Source organism: Streptomyces cucumeris (assembly GCF_024295805.1).
GTDB lineage: Bacteria > Actinomycetota > Actinomycetes > Streptomycetales > Streptomycetaceae > Streptomyces > Streptomyces cucumeris.
The window spans coordinates 104,531-129,440 of sequence record NZ_JANCLX010000016.1; the positions used below are offsets into that span (position 1 = coordinate 104,531).

A 24,910-nucleotide genomic window follows, 5' to 3' on the forward strand; every position below is an offset into this window, starting at 1 on the left:
TTGTTTCACTCAGGTGAGACGGGGCCCTTGGTCTTTTTCTAGGGGTCGTCGTCTCACGATTTCTCACATTCGCTGTCTGATCTTGCTAGCCGAGGACCTTCTGCATGTGGTCCGCGCCCGCCCTCAAGTCCTCAGCATCCGGGTGCACATACACCCGCTTCGTGAAGCTGAGATCCGAATGCCCAGCCCACGCCGACACGATGACGTCGGGCACGCCCGAAGTCGCCATCCACGTCAGGCACGCGTGCCGAGCGTCGTACGGGCGCACCTTGCGGACCCCGGCCGCCTCCATGAGCTTGTAGACCCGGCGACGCAGCCAATCGGTCTTGGCCGCCTCGCCCAGCTCATCGACCACCACGCGGCCGCTGTCGGTGTACCCCTGGCCCGCGGCCAACTTCTCCTTGGCCTGCGCGGCCTTGGCTGCCCGCAGCGCGCCGAGCACGACCGCAGGAAGGGGGAGCGTCCGCTTCCCTCGCTCCGACTTCGGGTCCTTCTCCACGACCTTGCCCCGGACCATGGTCCGCGTCGTCTCGACCTGGATTGTTCCTGCCGTCAGGTCTACGTCCTCGGACCAGCGCATGCCGCAGACCTCGGCGGGCCGTAGCCCGAGGAGCAGCAGGAGCATCGCGGCATGGAGCCGGTGTCCCTGGCACTCGGCGAGGAACACCTTCACCTCCTGCTCTGTCCACGGCACCCGCTTCGCCCTCTTGGCCTTTGCCTCCTGGCGGGCCTGGCGCGGGATGGTGACGTGCTCGGCCACGTTCCGCGTCACCAGCTGGCGCCGCACGGCGAGGTGGAGCGCGGACCGCAGACGGCCCAAGGTGAGTTGCACCGAGCGGAGTCCCAGGCCGGTGCCGGCCTTCCCGCCGCGTACGCGGCCGGAGGTCAGCATCCAGTCGATGAGGCTTTCGACGTCGTCCTCGGTGATTTCCTGGAGCGGCTTGTGTCCGAGATGGACGCGGACCGGCCGCACTGCATCCTCGTAGTTGGCCGCGGTGCCTTCCTCGACATCGCGGGTCGCGGACTTCAACCAGTCGTTCAGCAGCTCGTCCACCGTCATCTTGCTGGGCGGTACGAGGGTGCCGTTCGCGCGCTGGTGCAGGATTCGGGCCCGCTCGTTCTTCGCCTCAGTCTTGGTGTCCTTGGTGACGGTGAGCTGTTTCCGCTTGCCGTTGGCGTCGTGGCCGATGTCCACGACGAAGCGGTACCGGGTGGTGCCGTCCTTGAGGGTGATCTTCTTGATTGGATCGCCCATCGAACGCCCCCCTTCTTGATCTATCTCAGGGCTGGTCTTAGCCAGCCCGGCCTTGGCGCGCTGGCGGCAGGAACCCCCGCCTGCGCGCCTCTTGTACCCACCGCCGGGCGGTCGCGACTGGTACGCCAGCCTCTTCAGCCAGAACGGGGGCGATTGCAGAGGTCTTGCGGAGCACGTCCATATACGCCTCCGCCACCTGTCGGTAGAAGAAGTCCGGGTCCCGCCCGTCGGGTCGCTGAAGCGGCTGACGCTTCACTTCGGCGCCCATGAACCGCTCCGCTGGTTTCGCGGTCATCTCATCGATGACCAGCTCCAGTTCCGCGAGGACCAGGCTCATCCGGTCCGTGTCGGTGTTGGACTCATTGAGGTGCTCTCGCGCTTCCGGCGCGTTGGCCACCCCTTCGAGCCAGCCGATCGGCAGACCCTTGAGCGTCCCAGAGTCGACGTGCTCCCTGGATCGGACCACCAGGTCCACGATGACCCGTCGTCCGTCGCGTTCCTCCACCCGCGCCAGGACGCGGTAGGGGCGGTCAGCCCAAGACACGCGCAGCCACTTACCGCCGCCGAAGAGCAGCACTTCCGGTTCATCCACGGCCCTCACTATCCATGCCGCTGGTTGATCGGTCAAGTCCCGTTACTTCTCCGATTAACTCGTTCCTGCTTGACCGTTCCCGTTGCTGCGTGCCATCGTGTTGGCCATGGCCGATTAAGGCGCGAAGCTGTATCGGTCAAGAATCGGAGGTTCATCGTGGTCAATGCCCCGAGGCGTCCCCTTGCCAGTGCGCAAGAGGTAGCCGACTACCTCGGCGTGCCGATCAAGACTCTGTACGGCTGGAAGCAAAAGGGCACCGGCCCGAGGCTCATGAAGGTGGGCAAGCACCTCAAGGCCCGCTGGAGCGATGTTGAAACGTGGCTCGACCAGCAGTCTCAGGACAAGGGCGCGGCGGCGTGACTACTCCCACGCTCGCTGACGTGAAGGGGTGGCCGGCAACGGTCGGCGTGGCTCAAGCCGCGTCCGCCCTCGGCGTCTCCCGGAGTCATCTCTACGCCTTGATCAAGAGCGGTGATGCCCCCGTACGGGTGCTCCCGCTTGGTACCAGCCAGCGTGTCGTGACGGCCTCCCTGGTGGCCGTCCTCTCACAGGCCGCATGAGAACGGCCCCCAGCAGGCGCGCCAACGCCTCGCTGAGGGCCTACCCGAACCCCAGAAACGCCGAAGCCCCGGGCTCATCGCTCGGCAGCGACCCAGGGCTTCAACAGAGAACGGACTGAGCCCATGATGGCACACACCACCGCCACGATCCCGGCGCTTGACCTGAGGCCCACTGGAAAGCTCCCCGCGGCCGTCTCCGAGGCCGCCGAGCAGGAGGCCGTGCGCCGCTCCGTCGACGCGCAGTTCCCGGTCATCGCCGCCTTCCTCGCCGATGCCACCCCCAAGGTCATCGAGCCGAACCCGGGTGCCCCGATCTTCTCGGCGGCGCTCAGCGAAGACCTCGGCGCCGTCGTCCTCTGCCTCAACGAGGACGTCAACCTCGAGACCCCCGAGGCCACCCGCGACGCCGCCCGGCAGGCCGCCGCGTTCGTCACCAGCCTGAACACGCTCGCCGGGCAGCAGGCCGGGACCACCGCGCCGCTTGCCGGGGCACCGGTTCGGCCGGTCAGGATCACGGGCCCGGGCAAGTCCGCCGCGCTGATCGTCGCCGATCTCTACACCAGCGACGACCCCGACAATCCGAGGACCGTCGCCGCGATCCGCAGCGAATCCTGCTCGGATGTCGACACCGACTCGGCTGGGGCCCGGCAGACCGCCGCCAACCTCCGGGAAGGCGCGGACGCCCTCGACGCCCTCGCCGACCAGCTCGCCGCCATCGAGCAGAGTGCCGAGACCGGCCCGGCTTCGGGGCGCTCCGAACACGTCGCCACCAGGGCGGATGCGCAGCCGCGCACCTTCACCATCCCGATCCGCGGCGGCGGCATCCTGACCGAGACTTGCCTCCGCGACTGCACCATCGACCACCAGCCGCAGACTGACGGCGAGCAGCACGCCGAGGACATCTGGCACCACATCGGCGACGAGCCGTCCGTGACCCTGCCCGTCTTCGACCCCGAGCAGGGCACGGTCGAGGACAACTTCCTCACTGCTCAGATCATGGTCGCCCCGCACTCGAAGGACCCGCGGCTCCAGGTGCCGCACGTCGGCGTCGACATCGCCCAGAACTACTCGGTGATGGAGGGGCTGACCCCGGACGAGTTCGCCGCCGTCATCGACCAGCTCGCCGCGCACGTCGACCAGATGCGCGCCGTCCACGCCCGCCTTGTCCAGGCCCGCGCCGAGTGGGACGCCCGGTGACCAGTACCACCAACCGCCCCCGCCTGGCCGACGCCGGGCGGGGGCGCCCCCTGCGCGCCGTACCCCACAACGCCATGGCCGGAGACATCACCGCGCTCCGCGCCGAAACCCAGGTCGCGGCCCTCGCCGTCACCGAATGGCCCGCATACGGCACCGTCGAATGGCTCCAGCTCGACCCCCGCGACCCGCGCTGCTACGCGGCCACCCTCGAAGCGGCCGAGCTCCACCGTCGTGCCGAAGCTGAGCGGGCCCGCCTCGACCAGCTCGCCGAGGACGACCCCGAGGCGTGGTTCGGCGAGGTGACCGCCGCGGCCAACGCCGCCGCGGCCCGCATCGCCCCGGCCCTGGCCCGACGCAAGACGAATGCCGAGCAGCGCGCCGCCCGCGACTACCGCCCGGCGCACCGGCTCCGGGTCACGCCCGGGTGGCCCCCGATCGCCATCCCCGGACAGCCCGGCAAGTACCTGACCCCGGAGACCACTTCGTGACGACGTACGACGACGCGGGCCTACCGCCAGCCGACGTGCTGACGGCGGGCCTGCGCGGCTCCACACCTATCCTCGGCCCGGTCGCGGACGATCTGCCCCCGATGTGGCCGAACGACCAGGCCGAGGACGACCAGCCGCAGCGCGCACTCGTTCTCAGGCCCGCGTCCAAGATCCGCATCCGGCCCGTCCGATGGCTGTGGGACACCACCCCCGAGGGCGCCCCACCCACCTCGCACGGCCGCATTCCCATGTACTCCCTCGTCATCGCGGCCGGCGGTCCCGGCCTCGGCAAGTCCCAGTTCGCCGTCTGGATGACCGCCCGCGTCACCACTGGGACGCTCCCGGGCGAGCTGTGGGAGAAACCGCGGGCGGTCATCTATGCCGCCGCCGAGGACTCGTGGACGTACACCATCGCGCCCCGACTCGTCGCGGCCGGCGCGGACATGGACCTCGTCTTCCACGTCACCGTGCGAGACGACGAACAGCCACACGCCCGGCTCACGCTGCCGTACGACACCACGCTCCTCGGCCAGGAAGCCGAACGGCACGGCGTCGCACTGCTGGTGATGGACCCGCTGCTCTCGTACATCGACAAGGGCATCAACGACTACCGGGCAGCGGAGGTCCGCCAGGCGCTCGAACCGCTGGTGGCCACCGCCGACCGGCACGGCTTCACGATCCTCGGCCTGGCCCACTTCACCAAGGCCGGGTCCGCCGACCCTCTGTCGCGCGTCGCAGGGTCCGGTGCCTTCGGCCAGCTCATCCGCTCGCTCATCGCCTTCGCCCAGCAGGAAGCCGAGGACGGCACCGCCCAGTTCGTCATGAGCCTGGAGAAGAACAACCTCGGCCGCCTCGGCCTGCCCTCGCACCTCTACACCATCCAGCCCGTGACGGTGGACACCGAGGAAGGCCCCTCGTACGTCTCCCGGTTCGTCCTCGGCCCCGAGACGAACACCTCTGTCCGCGAGGTGATGCGCGAGGAGTCCGGATCGGACAGCGGGCGGGAGGAGGCGAACGAAACCGTCCAGTGGCTCCGCGGGTACCTCACTGATGTGGGCGGCGAGGACATCGCCGCAGACATCAAGAAGGCCGCACGCAAGGACGGCATCAGCGAGTCCTCCTTGCACCGCGCGCGCCGGAAGCTCGGCCTCGTCACGCGGCACTCCGGCTTCGGCAAGGACCGCCGCTCTCAGTGGTGTCTGCCTGGAGCCGTCACGGACCAGGAGGACGACTGATGCACGGCCACCCCACCACGCGCACGGCACGCATGGCACGCATGGCAGACATGGCCCCGACCAGCACCGTTACGGATCAGGCGCGATGACACACATGGCAGACATGGGTGACACACATGAGCCCCCATGCCTGCCATGTGTGCCATGCCTGCCACTCGTGTCACCCATGTCTGTCACTACAAGACCGCAGGTCACTTCCATGTTTGCCATGTATGTCACTACTTCCCCTTTACGTAAGGAGACGACGTGAACGCTCCCGACCGGACCGACCTCGTAGCCGGACCCGCCAGACTCCTCGCCGCCCTCGTCAGCAACTACCGCTGCGGCCACTGCACCGGCGAAGTCACCGAGCTGGCCGCCAACGAGGAGACCGGCACCCTTCACGCCCGCATCCAGCACGACGACGGATGCCCGGTGCTGGCCGGCGCCATCTCGACGCTCCCCGACACACTCCGCGCTGCCACCCCCGACACCTTCCGCCCCTGATGGCCACTACACCTGTAGTGATCCGCCGGGGGGGTAGGGGAGTCTGGATCGCTGGCCAAGATCGCTAAGGGCCCGGCGCGGTCAACTCGGCGCACGCCAACGGCGTTCAGAACCGCTTTTGGAGAGGAAGGCTCATGCCCGCACGACGCACGGACCCCAAGATCCCCGAGGGGTTGAAGATCAAGACGTCCATGCCCGCGCTGCGCGTCGCGAAGGAAGCCGAGATCGGCGGCTTGGGGCTGGACTGGTCGAACCGCCCCGGAGTGCTGGACGACGCCGGGCTGACGGAATGGGACCGGTTGGCCGAGGTGTACGCCATGGACGCCACCCGGTTCCGCGAGGGCGAGCGGGCCGCGCTGGTGGCCTACTGCTCGTGGTGGTCGGCGTTCGCCTCGGCCGCGGCGGACGTACGGGACCGGGGCCCGGTGGTAGAGGGCCGGTCGGACATGGACCGCGGGCGGATGGTGAAGAACCCGGCCACCGTGGCGATGCGCGAAGCGTCGCAACAGCTCCGGTACTGGGCGCGCGAACTGGGACTGACGACGGACGCCCGGGTCCGCATCGGCCTGGCGGACACCGACGACCAGGGCCGGGACGACGACAACCCGTTTGCGTGAGGAGAGAGGCATGGACGAGGACGACCAGGCGCCCGCCGCCGGGCAGGACTGGCACCGGCCGCGGGCGGCGCGGGTGCCGATGGGGCCGGCGCGTGTGGACGGGCATCAGGAGTTCGCCGAGGGCGACCCGATCGACGTGCAGGACTGGGACTACAGGCTGTGGGGGCGGACATGAGGGTAAAGCCGGTGGACGGACGGCGCGCCGCCGGGGCGCGGTTGCTCGCGGTTGTGATGCAGCATGCGGAGCTGGCCGCGTTGCCGCCGGGGGTGTGGACGTCGGAGGCGTCGGAGGGGCGGCTGATGGACGCCGATGGCGGTGTCTGGTTCATCGAGGACGGCGGCCGGGCGGTGCAGCGGTTGCGTTTCCTGCTGTGCCGGTGCGGCTGCGCGGAGTTGACGACGTACCGGGACGGCCGTGAGCTCTCCCGCGAAGTCGGCGGTCCCCGGTAGAATTGGGGCAGGTTGATCGACGGCCAGCAGTAGGGACCGCGAGCGACCAGTCCGTGAGCGCGGATGCGAGGGGCGTGGCGGCGGCCACCGGTAACCAATCCGGCCGCCAAGTCGCCCGTCCCGAGCAGACCCCCGCGGAGTGGCGCCGCCAGCTCTTCGGCCCGCTCAGTTCGGCGCCGCCCGGACCACCGTTGCAGGCCCGCCTACCGCGTCAGCGGGGCCACGCCGCCGGCCGTGCCGGGAAGACACCACGACTTTCCGAAGGACACTGGCATGGATATCAAGGCGAAGCGCGCGCGGCTCAGGGAACTGATCGAGAAGGCCCGGCCCATCCTGGATGGGGCGGCGGCCGAGAATCGGGAGCTGACCAAGTCCGAGGCGGCCGACGTGAAGTCGGCGATGGACGAGGCCCGCGAGCTGGGTGCGGAAATCCGGGCGGCCGAGCAGGGCACCGAGATGCGTAAGACGCTCGCCGAACTTGGCGATGCGATCGCGGCCCCATCGTCGCGGAAGTCGGAGATGCACCCGCGGGTCAAGGCGTCGGGTGGCTCCGGCTGGGCTGACAGTGTGCTCAAGGCCGTGTCCGGCGCGGACGGCTTCAAGGGCATTCTGGCGTCCGGTACGGTCGCGGTCGATGTGCCGCTCGAACCCGAGCCGGTCCACCAGGACGTGCCGGTCCTGGCGGTGCGCCAGCTCATGCCGAACGTGCAGAACACCACGGGCCGGTTCGCCTACCTGCGGCAGAACACCCGCACCAACAACGCGGCCGTGGTCGCCCCGGGCGCGAAGAAGCCGACGAGCACCTACCAGCTGGAGCGCATCGACGACCGGGTGCGCACCATCGCGCACCTGTCGGAGCCGATCGCCAAGCAGGACTTGGACGACGTTCCGCTCCTGCGGCCGTTCATCGACCAGGAGATGCGCCTCGGGCTGGACCTGGCGCTGGAGAACGAGATCATCAACGGCAGTGGGTCGGGCGAACACCTCACGGGCCTGGCGAACGTCTCGGGGTCGCAGTCTCAGGCGTACACCACGGACGTCCTCACCACGGCCCGGAAGGCGGTCACCAAGCTGGAGCGGTACGGCTACATCGGCCGGGCCGGGTGGCTGATGTCTCCGGAGGACTGGGAGGCGTTCGAGCTCACACAGGACAACGAGGCCCGGTTCTACTACGGCGGGCCGGTGGCCGCGGTGAACACCGCCTCGCGTCGTCTGTGGGGGGTGCCGGTGGTCGTGTCGGAGGCTGCGACGGACGGCACGGCGTACCTGGCGGACTTCTCGCAGATGAAGTTGCAGGTGCGGCAGGATGGGGTCTTGGACTGGTCGGAGAACGTGTACGACCCGAACGCGCTGGGCACCGGCAGCGGGGCCTCGGACTTCGAACGGAACATGCTGCGCTTCCGGTTCGAGGGCCGGTTCGGTCTCGAGATCCTGCGCCCGTCGGCGATTGTCGAGGTGGACCTGACCGCGTAGCCGGCCGCGCGGGTCGGGCCCGTACGACGGGCCACGGCGACAACGCCCCTTCGCTCCGTACTGTGGGTGAGGGGGCGTTCGTCGTGTCAAGGAAGCACGACGGCCCCCACCGAGGTGAGGGCCGATCAGCCGTACCCCCGGAGCCGACCGCGGGTACCGTTCTGAGTGTCTACGTCAGAACGGAGCTCAGTATGCCCGAAATCTTTGGCGTGCCGGAGAGCGCACAGACGAATGGCCAGAGGCTCGCCCGTCTGCGGATGCGCCGCCGATGGGATCAGCGCAGGCTGGCCCAGGAGAGTGGCTACTCTCTCTCGTCCGTGAAGAAGTTCGAGCAGGGCAAGCGGTCGCTGGACCGGGCCGACGTGATCCTCACGTTCGTCAAGGCCCTCGACTGCCACCCCACCGAAATCACTGGTCAGCCGTACACGCCGACTGACTCGGACCTCGACGGTCAGGCCGCGGTCGCTGCCGTCGCTGCGGTGCGGCGTGCACTCCTACGTCACGGCCGCCCTACCCGGCCTTCTGATCAAGAGGCCGCCGAGGTAGACCTTCTCGAACTCCGCGCGCGGGTCTCCGAAGCGAATCGGTACCGGCAGACTGCCGCGCTCGCGAAGAGCGGGAACCTGCTGCCGGCGCTGCTACGTGACCTGCAAGTCGCCGTCGACGTCTCCACAGGAGACGAACGCCGGGCGGCATACGATCTGCTGGCGTCCGGCTATGAGTGCGCCATGCAGTACCTGTACAAGCTCGGCCGTAGCTCGGATGCGACCCTCGCCACCGAACGGGTTGTGTGGTCCGCGGAGCAGACGGACGACCCGCTGCGTGCGCTGTCTGCCCGCTGGTATGACGCTGGCGAGTTCCTGAGTATCGGCGAGCATGACGAGGCTGGCGCCATCATCGACGAAGCCCTCACCAAGCTGGGGCGCATCGGCAGCGAGCAGCCGGAAAAGGTCTCCCTCACCGGGGCCTTCCACCTCAAGGCGAGTCTGAACTATGCACGAGCCACGGCGGGGAAGGCGGCCGAGGCCGAGTTGCAGAAGGCGGAGCGGCTGGCTGCTCAACTGCCCGGGGACCGCAACGACTACCAGTTGCAGTTCGGCCCGACCAATGTCGCCATCTGGTCCGTCTCGCTGCCTGTGGAGATGGGGAAGGGCCGGGATGCGGTGCGCCGCGCGGAGCACATGGCGGGCAAGTTCCCTGCCAAGTACGCGCAGGAGCGGCGCTCGCACCACTACATCGACGTGGGCCGGGCGCGCTACTACAACGGGCAGCACGACCAGGCCCTGGACTCGTTCCTCGAGGCCGAGCGGCTGGCGCCGCAGGCGACGCGGATGCACGCGGGGGTTCGCGAGACCACCAGCACCATGCTGAACACGAATCGCAGTCGGGCGCTACTGGAGTTCGGCATGCGCCTCGGCGTGGTCTGATCGCGGTAGGGACACAAACTGTGTCCCTACCTCTGTTACGGCGCCCTTACGGTCAGTCATCACCTGATAGTCGATGACACCGGGGGCCACCGTGCCGACGAATGCCCAAGCCTTGCCGTGGACACCGCCACCCGCGGTGGACGTAGAGCCGTTACGGGTGGGGAAACACTGGGATGCCGTCCGCGTCTCACCGCCCGTTGCGGAACGCGGCCTCGAGCTCCTGGGCGACGACACCGGGGCCGTCATCCAGGACCAGCGCGGCACCCTTTACTGGCTCGTCGCCATCGGCTCCGCCGCGAGCTGGCACCTCCGTGGCACCCGCGTCCTGTGCGAACTGGCGGACGAGGCGACGTACCTCGGCGTGCCCCCGGCCGACTGGACCGAGCCCTCCCACAAGGGCAACACCCACTGGCGCGTACCGCTCGCCCCCGACCGGTACCTGACCGACACCCGCGCACTGTGGCAGGCACTCGCGGCCGCGGAACAAGCCGAGCTCGGCCCCCGCGTCGAAGGACGCCAGTTGTGCGTCCGCTGCCAGCTGCCCACCGACGAACCGGTCCTCATCGGCGCGGAAGGCGGCAGCCTCGGCGGCGCCGTGTTCGCCTGCCCCCGCCACGCACCGGAGTACCAGCGGCACGACCCGCTGGCGCTGATGGACGCGCTGCGCCGCGGACCGGACGCCTGATGGGCGGCCAGCAGACCACCGCCCTGCCCGCGGCCGAGGAGGAGTGGCGCGCGGCGATCGAGCACGCCGCGGGCTGCCTCGCCTGCCGCACCCCAGGCACCGTGTGCGGGCCCGGCGAGACCCTGCTCGCCGCGTACAACGCGGCCACCCGCCGGGCCCGGGAGGCCACCCCGTAGACCGGGTGGGCCGCTGGGAGCGTCCGGGCTTCCCCCGTACCGGACAGATGTCCCCAGCGGTCCACCCTCCAGACCCCCGCCCCGGTCGCTCGCTGATGGTGAGGACGGCCGGCCGGGGCGGGTCGCAAGACGGCGCGGGGACCGACTCCCCGCAGCACTGCGAAGGGACACACACCATGGCCGGACCGTCGTTCGACTTCGTGAGCACAGCGTTCTGCCGCGACAAGAAGGTGGGCAACTGCCCGCAGGTCGCGTTGAACGTCCCCGGCGTCGTCGCGCTTCGGGAAAGCGCGCGGCCCGGGGAGGTCGTTACCATGACGGCCGATGCCTGGCGGCAGCTGACCGACGCCGTGAAGGCTGGCGAGTACGACCTGAGCGCCTGAGAGCAGGACTCCGTGAAGTGTCCCCGCTGTTCCGATGAGTGCCCTACGGACCCTGAGAGCGGAGTCCCGTGGTGTCCTCGGTGCGGGGCACACTTCGGGCTCACGCCGCCGAAGTGCCGGGGCCTGTGGTCGCACCGTAACGCGGCCACCCGCGCCCCCGTCCAGCGACGGGAGCACTGACTCGGCGGCGGGACACAGACGGCCCCGGGAGCGATGGACGCTCCCGGGGCCGTTGCGCTGCTGGTGGTGAAGGGACCCGCCCACGCGCGCGAGGTAGCTCCGATCTGCGAGGTGTCGGAAATCCGACACCTGCCGACCCGCCCACGCGCGCGAGGTAGCTCCCGGTCGTGTCTACCACGGTAGACACCGGGCTGCCTGCCCCCGCGGACCCGCCCACGCGCGCGAGGTAGCTCCTCTATCTTAAGAAGACAAGCTATTCCGTGACCCGCCCACACGCGCGAGGGCGAGGTCAGGTGAGGAAAATTCCTCACCTGAAGCGGCCAGACCCGCCCACACGCGCGAGGTGCGAGGTTCCTCGCACCTGCACCTGCACCTGCACCCGTCCCGCCCCCGCGCGCGAGGGCGAGGGGACCTCCGTGACGTGGGTCAGACTGACCCACCTGCCCACCCCCCCTCGCCTACGGGTCAGTGGCCGCAGCTGGGCCGGGTCCACCAGCCGCACTTGGCGCAGTACTCATGGCCGTTCATCGCGGGTCCCCCTTCCGCGGCTTCTCGACCCGCTGCACGGGCGGCTGTATGGACCACGCAACCCCTTCTACGATCGGGAAGGGGTGCCACTCTTCACTCTCTTGACCAGCCTCTTCGCCCCCGAGAGGGGTACCGGGGCCCGGTGGGGGAGTGGCGGACGAATCGGACAGTCGCCACGCGGCGACCGCCCACACGACCGGCACAGCGGCGATGAAGTACGGCGCCCGGCCGAGCAGCTGGCCGTAGAACGCCACCCCCACCAACGCCCCTCCGGAGCGGGCGAGGAACCACGCTCCTGAGCTCTCAGGGGCGAGCCAGCCGCCCGCCCCGTGGAGCGCCAGGCCGGTGCCCAGGACGAGCCGCTGCCCGACCGCGCGGGCCGAGGCGATCCCGGCCCGCGCTGCCTCCCGGACGTTCACAGCAGGCCCACCGTCCAGTCACCAGCCGTGGAGACGACCGGCGAGAGGACGAACCCCGCGGCTCCGGCGACACCGGACGACAGGCCCAGCGAGATACCGCAGATCAGGTTGAAGAAGATGTCCCAGCGGAACCCCTTCTTGCGCGTCCACACCGCCACCAGGACAACCGTGGCGATGATGACGACCGCGTGACCGCCATCGCTCAGGACGAGGTTGGAGTGCCGGGTGACGTTCGGGGAATCGCCGCCCACACCGTGCTTGAGCGCGGCATCCCCGATGGCGGAGGAGCCCCACAGACCGATGTCGGCCCCGCCGCCGAGCATGCCGCCGGCGGACAGGATGAGCAGCATCCCGTAGAGCGCGGTGATGGCGAACGGGACGAGGTCCTTGAGCGCGGCGAGGTTGCGCTTCTTGTGGCCGGTCCACCAGCAGGTGATGTTCCAGGCAGCGATGGACAGGCCAACGGTGACGCCGCCGAGGCTGACGACGTTGTGCGTGAAGTTCATGGTGTTCCTCAGTGCGAGAGTGCGGCGAAGCTGGCCGCGGCGAGGGTGAGTACGAGAGCGGTGGTGCCGAGCACGGGCACCAGGGCGCGGCGGTCGACGGCGGCGAGAAGGCCGAGGGCGACCGCCGCACCGCCCGCGAAGAGCGCGAGCAGCACGACGGGTGCCTTCCGTCAGACGGGTGCGAGGGCGGCGCGGCGTACGCGCCGGCCGTAGGAGTCGGACGCGTCGAGTCGCTTGCCGATGGCGGTTCCGGTCAGTTCCGGTTCGGTGGCCAGCCAGCCGCGAGCGGTGTCGACGTGGCGGGCGAATCGGCCCGCCTCGGCGTCCTCGGCAGGTTCCTCGGCGTCCTCGTCGGAACCGCCGGAACCCTGCTCGGTTCCGGCGGTTCCGCCGACCGGTTCCGGTGTCTCGTCCGGCCCTGTATCGGGGTGCGGTTTCGCCTGGTCAGCATCGGTTCCGCCGCTGGTTCCGCCCTGGTTCCGCTCCAGGGCGGCGAGGGCGACGAACGGGCCGAGCACGGGCACCCCCGGGGCCGCTTCCACAGCGGCCGGAACCGGCTCCGGCTTGATCGGTTCCGCCGCTGGTTCCGCCGGAACCGGCGGGACGTAGATCGGTTCCGCTGCCGGTTCCGGCCCCCGCCCGTCGGCAGTCGTTGCGATATCGCTACGACTGGCCCAGGACCGCTCACGCGCCTTGCGGAGGGCGTGCACCCGCCACAGCACGAGCGGAGCCACCGCCGAGACGGCAACCACCAGCCACGGTGACACCGTGAGCATGCCGCCCTGGACGAGGTGCGCGGCCGCGTTGCTGGCGATCATCGCGAGGACCGCGGGGAAGACTTCGCGCCCCACCTCCATCGCGCGGATCGCGTACGCGTCGATCGCGACCGGCACCCCGGCCGCCACGACCGGGTGGTATCCGGCCGCCAGGGCGAGCGACCACTCGCCGTGGGCGGTCACGGAGATGCCGGCCGCCATGGCCAGCCAGCCCAGAAGGTCACGGTCGCGGGTGCTCACTGGCCGCTCCCCTCGGTGAGGAGCGCGGCGAGGTGCCCGGCGAGCGCGTGCAGCTGGGCGCCGTGCCGGATCAGGGACTCGGCGATGTCGTGCAGCTGCGCGGGGTCGGACGGGTAGAAGTCGCCCTCCAAGCCGACGTTGATGAACACGCCGCGGCCCGGGGGCCGCTCGGTGAACGGGCGCTGCTCCAGGAAGGTCGGCATGAGGTAGACGCGGCCGCGGGTGGTGTCGAGGGTGAGGCCGGTCTCGTCGCCCTCGTGGAAGATGTCGATCCGGTAGCCGCCGTTCTGCTCGGCGTGGCGGGTGGTGCACCAGGTCGGGCAGGTGAGGGTGACGGGGCCGTGGTCGCGGGTGTGCACGGTGACCGTGCGCGGGCCGGTCACGGCCGGTTCCCGCTGCCGCGGCAGGTGGTGCAGGTGCGCCAGGTCTGGCGGGTCACACCGCCGTCCCGGGTGGTTTCGGTACGTCCGCCGTCGCCGTCGCAGGCGGTGCAGGGGCGTCGGCTCATCGCCGGACCCCCTCGGCGGCGCGGGCGCGCAGCAGCTCGGCCGCGGGCTCGGGTACGTTCTGCATGGGTCTGGACTCCCTTGATGCGAAGGGTGTTCGGATCAAGGCCCCGACCGGTGGTTGCGTCATCGGTTCGGGGCCGTCCCATGTCTCACGGATTTCTCACAGACTCCGTGTGACTGTGGGGCTTTGGGTGTCCTGACCTGGGCGGGACGTGCTCTCTGTGGACTGTGCGGACCTCACGGACGCCGTTTGGTTCACTACGGATCAAGAGGTTGCAGGTTCGAATCCTGCCGAGCGCGCAGCAGCTCAGAGGCCCCTTCCAGTTGATGGAAGGGGCCTCTTGCGTATGCGGTGACAGCAACGTTGACGGCAACCGCCGTATTGCTCGTCAGACTGCTGCCGGGACTTCGCTCCATCCCCCGTCGTCCTCGCCCGCGTTGTCCATCGCCACGCGGATCGAATGGGCAGGGATGCTCCTCGCATCACTCGCTCTGGTCTTCAACGAAGTGGGGAGTTTCCTCACCCACGGCCACACCAGCGATCAGCTTCCTGCGGAGAGCTCCTCGGCAAGGAACTGTGCCGTGAGTTCGATGCACCGCGTCCGGGCCGCGGAGAAGCCGTAGGGCATCGTGGTGACCGCTTCGAAGGCGCTCATCCGGGCGTCCTCCTCGCCGCTCGCCTCGGCGTCGTAGATCTCGAAGAGCTTCTCCTCGGCCGCGTCCAGTCCGACCGCTTCAATGGCCTGGAGCAGGGCCTTGTGGTGGGCGCAGTGCTGCGCGGCGAGTTCCTCGACCCGCGGGTCGTGGGGGTCGACGGTGTCATCGAGGGCGGCGTCGGCCGCGTCGAGGCGGTCTGCCTCGGCCCGTAGGCCGGGGTGGGTGGCCAGGGTGATGAACGCGCTGGCCTGAATCGCGGCTCCCAGTGGACCGAAGATCCGTTCCGTGACCAGCAGGGCGTCCAGGTCGGAGGGGCGCACTGCGCCAGAGGGCAGGTGGCTGAGCCGGTCCGTGACCAAGGGGGAGAGCAAGCCCAGTGGGCTGCCCACGACCCGCAGGCGCTGGACTGCCGCGCGCTGACGCTTGATGGCGGCCTCCTGGGCGGCCAGGGTCTCCTCCAGCCGGCCCAGGACGTCCTCAATGCCCCGGGCTTCGTCGAAGGCGGCCCGCATGTCGTCCAGGCTGATGCCGGCCTCGGACATCTTGCGGATCCACAGCAGGCGGATCATGTCGTCGTAGCCGTAGCGGCGGCGTCCGTCTCCGCCTCGCCCGGGCTCCGGCAACAGACCGATCTGGTGGTAGTGGCGGATCGCGCGCGGGGTGGTCCCGGCGAAGGCGGCGGCATCACCGATCTTGACCTCGCGGGGAGGCGTGATGGAGGGGTACATCGCAGACGGGGCCTTTCGTGCTGTGGTGCCCTCGACGACACCACATGCCGCTACGGCATGTGCAACTACACACGACCCAGATCCTGACGGGCTATCGGGCGGATGGCGCCCCGAGCGGGGCGGCTCCCGGAGGCTCAGCGCAGGCACTCGAATCCTGCCGAGCGCACGGCAGCTCAGAGGCCCCCTCCAGTTGATGGAAGGGGCCTCTTGCGTATGCGGTGACATCCGAACTGACATCAGCCGTCGAGCGGACGGGCTCGGGCGGGACCGGCGCTTCGCCTCGGGTCCTCGGACGGCTTATGGGAGCGCGAGGCGTCCGATGCCGACCGTGGGTCCTGCCGGTCGGGCGCGGCGCGCCACCCTCCACTTCACGTGCTGAGCGGTGATGAGGGCCCGCGGGGCGGAGGCCTGTCGGCTCTGCAGCAACGCTGCCGGTGATCACGCCGTCGGTAGATGTCGTCGGTTTCCGCCGATCTCATGGGTTTCTACGGGAAGTGGCCCAATAGGTCCTGAAGAACCGCGGGTCCGGAGTTCGGTTTGGCGCCGCCGCTCCGCGTTTGATCCTTGAGCGCAAAGGAGTGGGCCATGCGCGTACGCACCGTTCTCGCGATGACAGCCGCTGGCTGTCCGTTCTCCGTCGACAACTCCCTTGGCTATTAAACCCCTTCAGGTGACGCTGTGTAAGCGGGTAGCGTGCGTGGGGTAGTTGAGCGTGACGCAGGGGGGAAAGAAGTTGAGCCTTCAGCATCAAGCAGGGAACTTCGTGAATGCCTCGTGGTCCATGGTGGGGCTGCGGGACTTAATCTACGAGATGGTCGGCCTTCTCTTCGTCGGCCTCGAGGAGAATGGCGGGATGGCCGGTGATGATGAAGCCGGCCGGGCATTCGCGGCTGTGTATACGCCAGCTGTGAAGACGGTCTTTGAGAAGGCCGGCTTCGCCCATCAGGTCATGGCCACCGGGGCGGGCACGTTGCTGATGGCCGCTGAGGAATTCCTGAAGCAGGACAGCAAAGTCGCCGCGTCCCTCCTCGACCAGAGCCCCGAGGGCCCCGGCATCGGTGCCCAGCCCTCTGGGCCCGACTGCAATCCGCGCGCCAGTCACAATGCCGAGGACCTGCCCGATGTAGTGGGTGAGACGAGCTGGTCGGACCAGTATCTGAAGGGTCGGCGCTTTCACGGCCAACGCGACAAGCTCCGTAAGGTCGCGAAGACCTGGCGTGCGGCGGCCAAGATCCTGGAAGATGCCTACTGGGATTCTGATACCGCTTGGAAGACCGCCACTCTTGACCAGGCCGGAGAGACCGCGGACGCGGCCCACAGCTTCTTCAAGACCTTCGTCGGCAAGACTGCTCCCCCTGCAGTGGTGGGTGAGAGCGAGACGCTCCTGGCCAATCTGCCAGCAGCCTGCACGATGCTCGCCAAGGCGTGTGACGCGTACGCGGACCACATCGACACCGCTCTCGAGAAGATTCCCTGGGATTCTGATCCGCTGTTCGGTGAATCTCTGTTGCCCTGGGAGAAACCCCAGTTCGGTGGCGACGGCCACGATGGGGGCCTTCACGAGCTGATCGCGTCCGACACCCACATCAACAGCCTCGGCAACATTCCTGGGGCGTTGGACAGTTCCAAGGGGCGCGTCCCCATGCCACAGCCGGATGGCGGTGGGTCACTCCCGGGTCTGCCCATTCCCATCGCCCCGCTGATCCGGGTGCCCGTTCTCGTCCCGGTGGGCTACCGGCCACCGAAGGGGCCACGCGTACAGCCGATCCCGCCCCCCGCGCCACCGGATCCCCGCTTCCCGCTCCTCACCCTTGGGCAGCAGCAGAAGTTCCGGACGTGGCTGAACTCGCTGCGCGCGGGCGACGTCTCCGGTGGCAGGCCCGCGGAGGTGGCGTACCAGAAGCGCGTGGCCGGATACCCGGAATACGAAGTGCCCATCCCACCCGGGGTCGGCAACAGTAAGGGGAACACGCTGATGGTCGATGGCTTTCGTGAGAGCGACGGCATGGCCATCGAGGCGAAGTACGTCAACAACGTGAAAAAGCGGTGCTACCGGTCCCTTGATGAGCTTCGCGAGAATCATCAGACGAGCAAGAGGAACTTCCTCTACATCAAGGACCGTGATGAGCTCGCCAAGTACGCGGCTGCCCTCAAAGATCCCAGGAACACCGAGATGCGCGGAGTGGAGACGGTTACCAACCACCCTGACTCGGTGGCCTACTGGCGCGTGATGATGGCTGCGTACGGTGTCAAAGGGTACGCACGCTACGTTCCCTGACCGCATCGAAGCAACGTACTGGAGCCCATCACGTGGACGCGTCCGAACTCGCAGAACTCCGCACCATGTACATCTTCACGCCCGCTGAGGGAGAAACGTGGGGCCTCACCTACCAGAACCTGGAAGCCAAGCTGCGTGAACGGAACCCCAATGAGTTCGTCCGCGTTCAGGACGACCCCGGTGGCCCGGTCCCGGGCACCGACATGCTCTTCGGCATCACTCTGGGCGATGACGAACTCGAGGGAATGGCGCAACTGTCGCCTGAGGGCGTGGCCATCAAGGAGTGCTCCGCGCATTCGGCCGCGGCGTTCGTTAACTGGCTGCGGGAGAACGTCGTGCCCGATGGGATGGCCCTGACGTTCAACACTGAGTGGGGACTGGAGGAGGAGGTGCCTGACGCGCTCGTTCCCGATGTCCCACGCCCGCGCCTGATTGCTGCCTTCTTCGCACACCTCGAGCAGACACTCTGAGCTGGGTGAATGCTTCGTTCAACCTCCTGTTGCCTATGACCGCAAGCAGTCCAGAGGCCCCTTCCGGTGATCGGAAGGGGCCTCCGGGCTGGCGGGTGGAAGCTAGATGCGGCCGAAGAAGAGGCTGCCGGCGGCGTCGGAGTCGGCGGAGAAGAAGTGCTCGCGGGTCGCCCGGACGAACTCCTGGCGCGAGATGACCCCGTCCCCGTCGGTGTCGAGCACCGTGAAGGTCTCCAGCGTGTCCGGCGCGGTGAGCTGCCAGACCTCCTTGAGGTAGTACGCGAACTCTTCCTTGGTGATCTGGTTGTCGCCGTCCGCGTCGACGCAGTCGAAGATGGCGTGGGCGCTGCCGTCGACGATGTTCACCCGGCTGCTGTCCACGCTGGCGAGCCGGCTGGCCTGGACGAACTCCTCCTGGCTGAGCTGTTGGTTCTTGGCGCCGGCGTGGCGGAGCAGTTCCTGCCAGTACATGTGTAAGAACGCCTGGAGGCTGGAGCCGCGCGGGTCGTCCCTGTCGATGCCGAATGCCTGGTGGTAGCGGTCGATGAGGAGCTGACAGTCCTCCCATTCCAGGTAGCCGTCGTTGTTCCGGTCGAGTGCCTGGAACTGCCGTCCGAGCTTTTCGCCGATGAGATCGGCTGCCGCGGTGCTCATACCGTGTCCCCTCCCATGGTTCCGTACCGGTCTGGGCAGCTTTGTTGATCTTGCGGTCGACTCGCTCCGCAATGGCCATGGTTCACCCACTTCGGCGGCTCCCGCAACGGCGCCGAATGCTGGTGGGGCTGGCGTTGGTGGCGTTGTCCAATGGGGTTCGCGGCAGGGGGGATTCCGGTGGTATTTCGCACGTGTGGGCGATTGTGGTCCGTCGGTGGCGGCCACGGGGATTCATTCATTCATTTCATGATCATCTTCCCCGTATGCTGTTGTCCTGTACGCGCCGAGCCCGACCAGGCTCCGTTGTTCCACATGATGGGGGAAGGCCAACGACAAGTTCCGTGGCATGGGATACGGGCGGGTGATGGACGGCGGCGGTATGCGGAAGGTTGACTCCTTCAAGATCGAGACTCGCCTCGAACGGCACAACCGCACCGTGACCAAGCGCGTTTGCGATTACACGCGTGCGGTCAACGCCGGGGACACGAACGCCGACTGCCGTTCGCCGTGGGCTCGTGGTCGGGGTGCCCACACCGGGGACGGCCGCATCTACATCGATGTGGACAGTGACGGCGAGGGTGGCAAGTGGCACACCCTGGTCGACTCCGCTCCGCTCTCCTGACCGGAGGAATCACCGCACTCGGCCGTGGTGCGCGAGGCCCCTTCCCGCCGGGAAGGGGCCTCGCGCGGTTCACCGGGGCCGACGGAGCCGGCGGGGCTTCGGTGTCACAGGAGCGTGTGAGCATGCTGCCATGAGCAATACAACGGGGCGCAGCCTCCGCGAATTCGCGGAGAAAATGGTCGAGTTGGACATCGCGACCGAGGAACAGGCCACGACAGGGCTGGCCGAGGCCGAGTCGTTCGGAATGGACCTCGATGAGAAATACGAGAACCTTGAGGAACTGACCTTCCTCATCGGCGAATGCGGTCTCGGGTTCACGACGCCCGAGAAGGCGGTGGGGGACCTCGAGGAGGGGTACGAGGACCTGTTGCGCGACGCGGCGGCGTGTTCGGGCGGCTCGGTGGTCGTGGACGACGTCGCCCTGGTGAAGGTCGAGGACGGGGCGGAGCGGGAGGAGTATCTGCACTTCCGCCGCAACGGCCGGTCGATCTGGCACCGGACGGAACATCTCTCCGACAGCACCCGCTACATGGACTGGACCACCCTCTTCGACGCCATCGGCGATCTCGTGCCCGGCAACGAGGATCCGCGCGGTTTCCACCAGGTGGACGAGGACTCCTATGACGCCCAGTGGCTGCTGCTCACGTCCGGGCAGGCCGAGGGGCTGAAGGAGTTCGGGCTTTCGGTGCCGGTCGGGCTGGGCAACTGGGTGCGGGACGGGCTGCCCTCGGCGGAGCCCGAGACATCCGCCTGGTACGTCGAGGACGACCGTCTGCATGCGAGCGAGGAGTCCCGCCGCTGTCTGGCGGAGTGGCTGGCCCCCATGGATGACGCCCTGGCCCGGTGGCGATCGGCCCATGTGCCCGCCGGGTTCCCCTTCGACCACTCGCCGGACTCGCTCACGGCGCTGGAGCGGCTGGTGCTGGAGCGGTTCGACGGCCCCGCCGCGCTGGAAGCGGCGGGGGCGGGGGACGCGTTCTTCGAGGGCGCGGTCCGGTACCTCGGGGAGACCGCGCTGCGGCTCTGGCCGTGCCGGTGGACGTACCGGTACTCCGACGACGCCACGTCGGTGTTCGGCAACGAGCCCAGGATCTCCGTCAACGCCCCGGACGGCTTCGGGGGCGGGTTCTCCCCGGACCACGCCCTGCGGACCCTGGTGCGGGAGCGTACGCACGGCGTGGTGCGGGAGTGCGTGGACGACCTGGGCGAGTCGGTGGAGAGCTACCGCGCGGCCCTCCGGGCCCTCGACGCCCACAGCCGGTACTAGGTTCCCAGGCCGTCCTGGTCCCGTCGCTCCGGCTTGCGGGCCAGGAAGCTGGCGACCGTTCTCCTGGCGCCCTCGCCGGGCGCCTGGGTGAGCTGCGCGGTGAGGGCGAACCCGGCCCGGTCCAGGAGGTCGGCGAGGTGGTGCTGCGGGACGAGGTGCGACTCGAAGGAGACGGGGTGGTCGCCGTACGCCTTGGCGGGGCGCAGGATCTCGTGGTCGCCGACGTAGCCGCACAGCATCAGGCGTCCGCCGGGCGCCAGGACGCGATGGAGCTCCGCGTAGACGGTGGGCAGCAGCTCCGGCGGGGTGTGATGGGTGGAGTAGTAGGCGAGGACACCGCCGAGGTGGTCGTCCTCGAGCTCCAGGGCGGTCATGGACCCCACGGTGAAGCGCAGGTCCGGGTGGGCCGCCCGGGCCACCTCGACCATCCTCGGTGACAGGTCGATGCCGAAGGCCGGGACGCCGAGGGCGGCCAGGTGCGCCGTGACCTTGCCGGGGCCGCAGCCCAGGTCGGCGACGGGGCCGAGGCCGGCGGTCCGTACGAGTTCGGCGAACGCGGTCAGCATCGCGCGGGACAGGGGGTCCAGCTCGGCGGGGGACGGGATGCGTTCGGTGTAGGCGTCGGCGACGGTGTCGTACGAGTTCCGTACGGCGGTGAGGTAGGAGGGTTCGGTCACATGCCGACGGTAGGGGAGGGCACCGACGACGGCACCGACGACGGCGCCGACGGCCGGCGGCTCATGAGTCCGTTGAGTCCGCGGGGAGTTCGCGGGCGAAGCGGCGGATGGCGTCGGTGAAGGCGGCGGGGGCGTCGAAGTTCGCGAGGTGGCGGGCGCGTGGGATCAGCTCGATCCGGGCGTTGGGGTGGGCGCGGGCGAACTCGCGCTCACCGGCCCGGAAGAGGGGGTCCCGTTCGCCGTTGAGGATGAGCACGGGGGCGTCGACGTGACGCATCGCGCTCGCGTCGAAACGGCCGAGGACCTCGCCCCACGCGGCCGGGAGGGTGTGGAAGGCGTAGCCGGAACGGATGGTGGCGTCCACCACCTCCGGCGGGTAGAGACGGCGCAGGAACCGGTTGTTCCAGCGGGTCAGCCGGTCGGCCGGGATACGGGGGACGAGCCCGGCCACCCAGCGGTAGGGGGCCGTGAGCGGCCCCCGCGTGGTGGCGCTGGCACCGGCGAGGACCAGTCCGCGCAGCCGCTCGGGGAAGTGCCGTGCGAACTCCAGCGCGACATAGCCGCCCAGCGAGTGCCCGACGACCAGGGCGGGTGCGCCGCCGAGGGAGTCCACGGCGTCCGCCACGATCTTCGTCGCGGCGGTCAGGCTCCAGGGCTCCGCGGAACGTGCGCCGTGACCGGGCAGATCGGGTGCGGCGACCGGGAAGTCGGAGGCAAGGGAACGGAGTTGGCAGCTCCACTGTCCCGCGCTGAAGCGTGTCCCGTGGACGAGGACGATGGGCGTCGATTCCATGGCTCTCAGAGCTCCCCCAGCTCGACACGGCGCGATGATCGCGCGTGAACGGACTCTATAGGCCGGGGTGATGTGGTGTGCGCGAGGTGTCCCATGTGCGGTTCCAAAGCACGGTGCGGAATGCGCGGGGAACGTATACCGGGGTGTTCGGGCTGGTCAACGGGTTGGCGCGGGAGGGACGGCTGAGTGCCGCGCAGGAGCGGTTCCGCCGGCTCAACAACGACTGGTACAACGCCGCGTACCTCGATCCCAGTGACGTCGACCCGAGCGTGTACGACCGCGAGGTGAACCCGGAGGCGGCGGCGTGGTTCAAGTCCTCCGCGCGGCATCTGATCGAGCGGGTGGACGGCTATCTGGAGATCCTCGCCGCACATGGGGTGGGATGCCGCATGGTGCGGGCGGTGGATCCCGGGCGGGTCGTCTATGAGGACGCGGATCAGGTCGTGGTGGTGCCCTACGGGGCGTGCGGGGCCCACGGCGAGCGGTGAACGCGGAGGTGGCCGGTCCCCGGTGGGGGAGCGGCCACCTCGGGTGTGCGGGACGGACGTCAGTCCTTGGTGGCCTTCCAGTAGACCGGGCCCTTGTCGAAGTCGCCGGTGTAGGAGACGAGGGACGGGGCCTCGCCCTTGGGGAGCAGGAAGATCTTGCAGATGGTGGCGTCGTCCCCGGGGGCGAAGGTGTCCGGGTCCTTGCTCGGGCAGGACTGCACGGCGTCGTCCGAGGTGATGAGGGTCTTGGCCGGGTTGCCCTTGCTGTCACGGACGTTGGTGGGGGTGTTGAGGAAGGGGTACTTGACGGACTTGTCGCCGATGTTCTTGAAGGCCATCGTGACGTAGTACGGCTGGAGCGCCTTGGCGTCGGATTCCAGGCGCAGCCCGGAGAGGTCCGACTGCGAGCCCTTGGCCACGCTCCGGGCGGTGACCTCGAGGGTGGCCACCTTCTTGGAGCGCTTGTAGGTCAGGGCGGACTTCTGGCCGAGGGGGATGGTCTTGTTGGCGTCGGCGTCGACGCCCTTGCCGCCGGAGCCGCCGGACCCCTGGTCGTTGCCGGCGCCGCCGGTGTCCTGTCCCTTGCCCGCCGGGTCGGTCGGCTTCTTGTCCTTGGCGGCGGGGCTCTCGCTGCTGCCCGTGTCCTGGGCGGCGTCCTCGTTGCAGGCGGTGGCGCCCAGGGCGAGACCGGCGGCGCAGAGGAGGGCGGCGGCGGTGCGGCGCGTACGGCGTGCGGATCGGTTGCGCATGGTTCGGGTCCCCGTTGTGAAGAGCTCGGTAGGTGTGAGCCAAGTCGTGATGAGGGTGTTGCGGTAGTGACGGGTGGTGCTCCGCATCAGCATGACCGTGACAAACGCGCCGGTCGGCCGGGGGGATCCGTTCGCAGCGGGGCTGGGACGAGCACGTTGCAAAGTAACCGGCCGTCCTCAATGGATTTCCCTGAACGGAAACAATGACGTAGTGTTGCTTTCACCGACGCGGGGTGGAGCAGCTCGGTAGCTCGCTGGGCTCATAACCCAGAGGTCGCAGGTTCAAATCCTGTCCCCGCTACTGAAAACCGAGGGCCCGGCACAGTCTCTGTGCCGGGCCCTCGGTCTGTGTGGTGCGCCCCCCGGCCCACGGTGAGCGCACCGGGGCCGCGGGGCCGTGGGGCAAGGGGGCGTCAGCCCGTCGCCCGGGTCCTGCCGGTGCCGCCCGCCACATCCGTGGCCCGTTTCACATCCGCCCTGCCCGTGCCGTCCCGCTCCGCGACCTTCCACCGGACCGGCCGCTCCGGCGCGCCACCTGTGCCGTACGTCACGGCCGCGGGCTCCATCCCGTTCGGCACCAGGAACACCTTGCACAGGGTGATCCGCGCGCCCACCGCGAAGTCGTCCGGGTCCTTCCCCGGGCACGCCGCCACCTCGTCGTCGGTGACCAGCGGCTGGTCATCGGCGCCGCTGCTGTCCTGGAGCCCGGTCGGGGCGTTGAGGAAGGGGTAGTGGAGGGAGTGGTCGCCGGTGTTCTCGAAGCGCATGGTGACGTAGTACGGCCGCGCCGTCTGCGTCCGCGTCCCGGACCGCTGCCCCGCCGTCCGCGGACCGGCCGACGTGCCATTCCGCACGCTCACCGCCGTCACCTCCAGGGTGCCGCGCTGATGGTCGGAACCGCGCTTGTAGGTGACGTGGGTGGGGGTTCCGAGGGAGAGCGTCCGGCCGCCGTCGGCCGCCTGGTGTGCGGAGCCCGGGGACCGTGCCGCCCCCTTCGCGCCGTCGTCGGCGCAGCCGGTGGCCAGGAGGGCGACGCCGAGGGCGCCGATCGCGCAGGCGACTGCGGTTGCGGTGCGCATGCGGACCGGTATGTGGTGCATCGGTGTCCCCCGTTGAGGTCGGTTCGGCTGTACTGCCCCCGGGCGGCGGGCCGTTGGGCGACGCGGCACCGGGCGGTGGTGGCGGTGGCGCCTCGGTCGGTGGCGCGGGTCGGCGCCTACCCAGGGATCCGGCCAGGATCCCGCACTCCCGTGATCTTCTGTCCGACTCCATCATGCGGGTGACAAAATCCCCGTTCCCGTATGTCATCAAGCCACAGCGTGGCTGCTACGCCGCTGTAGCGCGC

31 protein-coding genes and 1 tRNA gene are annotated in these 24,910 nt (G+C 69.1%); 19 read left to right on the forward strand and 13 right to left on the reverse strand.

Features of this window, described 5'->3' with window-relative positions; genetic code table 11:
• Positions 1 to 85: 85 nt before the first annotated feature.
• Both NMK44_RS23175 and NMK44_RS23180 read right to left on the reverse strand, forming a co-directional pair.
• The gene (locus NMK44_RS23175; RefSeq protein ID WP_254746075.1) at positions 86 to 1,255 is read right to left on the reverse strand and encodes a site-specific integrase; all 1,170 of its coding nucleotides are present in this window, start codon (positions 1,253 to 1,255) and stop codon (positions 86 to 88) included.
• A gap of 37 nt (positions 1,256 to 1,292) precedes the next feature.
• On the reverse strand, positions 1,293 to 1,847 hold the full coding sequence (locus NMK44_RS23180; RefSeq protein WP_254746077.1) for a hypothetical protein: 555 nt from the start codon (positions 1,845 to 1,847) through the stop codon (positions 1,293 to 1,295).
• 216 nt (positions 1,848 to 2,063) lie between these two features.
• Here NMK44_RS23180 and NMK44_RS23185 point away from each other — a divergent pair, with 216 nt between their 5' ends.
• From NMK44_RS23185 to NMK44_RS23245, 13 genes are all read left to right on the forward strand, one after another.
• Complete coding sequence (locus tag NMK44_RS23185) at positions 2,064 to 2,207, forward strand: DNA-binding protein (protein ID WP_308358488.1); 144 nt, start codon at positions 2,064 to 2,066, stop codon at positions 2,205 to 2,207.
• Positions 2,208 to 2,530: 323 nt separating this feature from the next.
• Positions 2,531 to 3,604 carry a DUF6907 domain-containing protein gene (locus NMK44_RS23190; protein ID WP_254746079.1) on the forward strand — a complete coding sequence of 358 codons (1,074 nt, stop codon included), beginning with the start codon at positions 2,531 to 2,533 and terminating at the stop codon, positions 3,602 to 3,604.
• On the forward strand, positions 3,601 to 4,092 hold the full coding sequence (locus NMK44_RS23195) for a DUF2742 domain-containing protein (RefSeq protein WP_254746081.1): 492 nt from the start codon (positions 3,601 to 3,603) through the stop codon (positions 4,090 to 4,092). Before NMK44_RS23190 ends, NMK44_RS23195 begins: the two co-directional genes overlap by 4 nt.
• A complete protein-coding gene (locus tag NMK44_RS23200; RefSeq protein ID WP_254746083.1) occupies positions 4,089 to 5,327 on the forward strand; it encodes an AAA family ATPase in 1,239 nt (412 codons plus the stop codon). The genes NMK44_RS23195 and NMK44_RS23200 overlap by 4 nt, the downstream gene beginning before the upstream one ends.
• A gap of 246 nt (positions 5,328 to 5,573) precedes the next feature.
• Positions 5,574 to 5,813 carry a hypothetical protein gene (locus NMK44_RS23205; protein ID WP_254746085.1) on the forward strand — a complete coding sequence of 80 codons (240 nt, stop codon included), beginning with the start codon at positions 5,574 to 5,576 and terminating at the stop codon, positions 5,811 to 5,813.
• Positions 5,814 to 5,947: 134 nt separating this feature from the next.
• On the forward strand, positions 5,948 to 6,430 hold the full coding sequence (locus NMK44_RS23210) for a phage terminase small subunit P27 family (protein ID WP_254746087.1): 483 nt from the start codon (positions 5,948 to 5,950) through the stop codon (positions 6,428 to 6,430).
• Between the two features lie 10 nt (positions 6,431 to 6,440).
• Entirely contained in the window at positions 6,441 to 6,605 is a 165-nt protein-coding gene (locus NMK44_RS23215; RefSeq protein WP_254746089.1) for a hypothetical protein, read from the forward strand.
• Positions 6,602 to 6,880, forward strand: coding sequence for a hypothetical protein (locus NMK44_RS23220; RefSeq protein WP_254746091.1), 279 nt, complete (start codon positions 6,602 to 6,604; stop codon positions 6,878 to 6,880). Before NMK44_RS23215 ends, NMK44_RS23220 begins: the two co-directional genes overlap by 4 nt.
• Before the next feature lie 273 nt (positions 6,881 to 7,153).
• On the forward strand, positions 7,154 to 8,353 hold the full coding sequence (locus NMK44_RS23225) for a phage major capsid protein (protein WP_254746093.1): 1,200 nt from the start codon (positions 7,154 to 7,156) through the stop codon (positions 8,351 to 8,353).
• Positions 8,354 to 8,544: 191 nt separating this feature from the next.
• Positions 8,545 to 9,780, forward strand: a complete 1,236-nt coding sequence (locus tag NMK44_RS23230) for a helix-turn-helix domain-containing protein (protein WP_254746095.1) — start codon at positions 8,545 to 8,547, stop codon at positions 9,778 to 9,780.
• 157 nt (positions 9,781 to 9,937) lie between these two features.
• The gene (locus NMK44_RS23235; RefSeq protein ID WP_308358489.1) at positions 9,938 to 10,465 is read left to right on the forward strand and encodes a hypothetical protein; all 528 of its coding nucleotides are present in this window, start codon (positions 9,938 to 9,940) and stop codon (positions 10,463 to 10,465) included.
• On the forward strand, positions 10,465 to 10,641 hold the full coding sequence (locus NMK44_RS23240; protein ID WP_254746098.1) for a hypothetical protein: 177 nt from the start codon (positions 10,465 to 10,467) through the stop codon (positions 10,639 to 10,641). Before NMK44_RS23235 ends, NMK44_RS23240 begins: the two co-directional genes overlap by 1 nt.
• Positions 10,642 to 10,817: 176 nt before the next feature.
• Entirely contained in the window at positions 10,818 to 11,024 is a 207-nt protein-coding gene (locus NMK44_RS23245) for a DUF397 domain-containing protein (protein ID WP_254746099.1), read from the forward strand.
• Positions 11,025 to 12,147: 1,123 nt separating this feature from the next.
• On the opposite strand, the gene NMK44_RS23250 is transcribed toward NMK44_RS23245, so the two are convergent.
• From NMK44_RS23250 to NMK44_RS23270, 6 genes are all read right to left on the reverse strand, one after another.
• The gene (locus NMK44_RS23250; protein WP_254746101.1) at positions 12,148 to 12,657 is read right to left on the reverse strand and encodes a hypothetical protein; all 510 of its coding nucleotides are present in this window, start codon (positions 12,655 to 12,657) and stop codon (positions 12,148 to 12,150) included.
• Positions 12,658 to 12,665: 8 nt separating this feature from the next.
• Positions 12,666 to 12,812 carry a hypothetical protein gene (locus NMK44_RS23255; protein WP_254746103.1) on the reverse strand — a complete coding sequence of 49 codons (147 nt, stop codon included), beginning with the start codon at positions 12,810 to 12,812 and terminating at the stop codon, positions 12,666 to 12,668.
• A 15-nt stretch (positions 12,813 to 12,827) separates the two neighbouring features.
• The gene (locus NMK44_RS23260; protein WP_254746105.1) at positions 12,828 to 13,673 is read right to left on the reverse strand and encodes a hypothetical protein; all 846 of its coding nucleotides are present in this window, start codon (positions 13,671 to 13,673) and stop codon (positions 12,828 to 12,830) included.
• On the reverse strand, positions 13,670 to 14,056 hold the full coding sequence (locus tag NMK44_RS23265; protein WP_254746107.1) for a DUF6907 domain-containing protein: 387 nt from the start codon (positions 14,054 to 14,056) through the stop codon (positions 13,670 to 13,672). The genes NMK44_RS23260 and NMK44_RS23265 overlap by 4 nt, the downstream gene beginning before the upstream one ends.
• Entirely contained in the window at positions 14,053 to 14,181 is a 129-nt protein-coding gene (locus NMK44_RS42100) for a hypothetical protein (protein ID WP_302888518.1), read from the reverse strand. The genes NMK44_RS23265 and NMK44_RS42100 overlap by 4 nt, the downstream gene beginning before the upstream one ends.
• 543 nt (positions 14,182 to 14,724) lie before the next feature.
• Positions 14,725 to 15,567 (reverse strand): MerR family transcriptional regulator, encoded by an 843-nt coding sequence (locus NMK44_RS23270; RefSeq protein WP_254746109.1) that lies wholly within the window; start codon positions 15,565 to 15,567, stop codon positions 14,725 to 14,727.
• Between the two features lie 712 nt (positions 15,568 to 16,279).
• On the opposite strand from NMK44_RS23270, the gene NMK44_RS23275 reads away from it, so the two are divergent.
• Positions 16,280 to 17,845 (forward strand): restriction endonuclease fold toxin-2 domain-containing protein, encoded by a 1,566-nt coding sequence (locus tag NMK44_RS23275; RefSeq protein ID WP_254746227.1) that lies wholly within the window; start codon positions 16,280 to 16,282, stop codon positions 17,843 to 17,845.
• Positions 17,846 to 17,877: 32 nt separating this feature from the next.
• The gene (locus NMK44_RS23280; RefSeq protein WP_254746111.1) at positions 17,878 to 18,315 is read left to right on the forward strand and encodes a hypothetical protein; all 438 of its coding nucleotides are present in this window, start codon (positions 17,878 to 17,880) and stop codon (positions 18,313 to 18,315) included.
• A gap of 102 nt (positions 18,316 to 18,417) precedes the next feature.
• Here NMK44_RS23280 and NMK44_RS23285 read toward each other — a convergent pair whose 3' ends face one another.
• On the reverse strand, positions 18,418 to 18,969 hold the full coding sequence (locus NMK44_RS23285) for an EF-hand domain-containing protein (protein ID WP_254746113.1): 552 nt from the start codon (positions 18,967 to 18,969) through the stop codon (positions 18,418 to 18,420).
• A gap of 379 nt (positions 18,970 to 19,348) precedes the next feature.
• Here NMK44_RS23285 and NMK44_RS23290 point away from each other — a divergent pair, with 379 nt between their 5' ends.
• The gene (locus tag NMK44_RS23290) at positions 19,349 to 19,591 is read left to right on the forward strand and encodes a hypothetical protein (RefSeq protein ID WP_254746115.1); all 243 of its coding nucleotides are present in this window, start codon (positions 19,349 to 19,351) and stop codon (positions 19,589 to 19,591) included.
• Between the two features lie 130 nt (positions 19,592 to 19,721).
• Positions 19,722 to 20,858 (forward strand): hypothetical protein, encoded by a 1,137-nt coding sequence (locus NMK44_RS23295; RefSeq protein WP_254746117.1) that lies wholly within the window; start codon positions 19,722 to 19,724, stop codon positions 20,856 to 20,858.
• Here NMK44_RS23295 and NMK44_RS23300 read toward each other — a convergent pair.
• Together NMK44_RS23300 and NMK44_RS23305 are read right to left on the reverse strand one after the other, a co-directional pair.
• A complete protein-coding gene (locus NMK44_RS23300) occupies positions 20,855 to 21,535 on the reverse strand; it encodes a class I SAM-dependent methyltransferase (RefSeq protein WP_254746119.1) in 681 nt (226 codons plus the stop codon). The two genes, NMK44_RS23295 and NMK44_RS23300, sit on opposite strands and share 4 nt — an antisense overlap.
• A 61-nt stretch (positions 21,536 to 21,596) precedes the next feature.
• Positions 21,597 to 22,328, reverse strand: coding sequence for an alpha/beta fold hydrolase (locus NMK44_RS23305; protein WP_254746121.1), 732 nt, complete (start codon positions 22,326 to 22,328; stop codon positions 21,597 to 21,599).
• A gap of 77 nt (positions 22,329 to 22,405) precedes the next feature.
• Here NMK44_RS23305 and NMK44_RS23310 point away from each other — a divergent pair, with 77 nt between their 5' ends.
• Positions 22,406 to 22,816 (forward strand): hypothetical protein, encoded by a 411-nt coding sequence (locus NMK44_RS23310; protein WP_254746122.1) that lies wholly within the window; start codon positions 22,406 to 22,408, stop codon positions 22,814 to 22,816.
• 59 nt (positions 22,817 to 22,875) lie between these two features.
• Here the strand turns inward: NMK44_RS23310 and NMK44_RS23315 are convergent, their stop codons facing one another.
• Entirely contained in the window at positions 22,876 to 23,565 is a 690-nt protein-coding gene (locus NMK44_RS23315; RefSeq protein WP_254746124.1) for a hypothetical protein, read from the reverse strand.
• Positions 23,566 to 23,792: 227 nt separating this feature from the next.
• Here NMK44_RS23315 and NMK44_RS23320 point away from each other — a divergent pair.
• Positions 23,793 to 23,866: transfer RNA gene (locus NMK44_RS23320), tRNA-Met, on the forward strand.
• Positions 23,867 to 23,978: 112 nt separating this feature from the next.
• Here the strand turns inward: NMK44_RS23320 and NMK44_RS23325 are convergent.
• The gene (locus tag NMK44_RS23325; protein WP_254746126.1) at positions 23,979 to 24,644 is read right to left on the reverse strand and encodes a hypothetical protein; all 666 of its coding nucleotides are present in this window, start codon (positions 24,642 to 24,644) and stop codon (positions 23,979 to 23,981) included.
• Between the last annotated feature and the right edge of the window lie 266 nt (positions 24,645 to 24,910).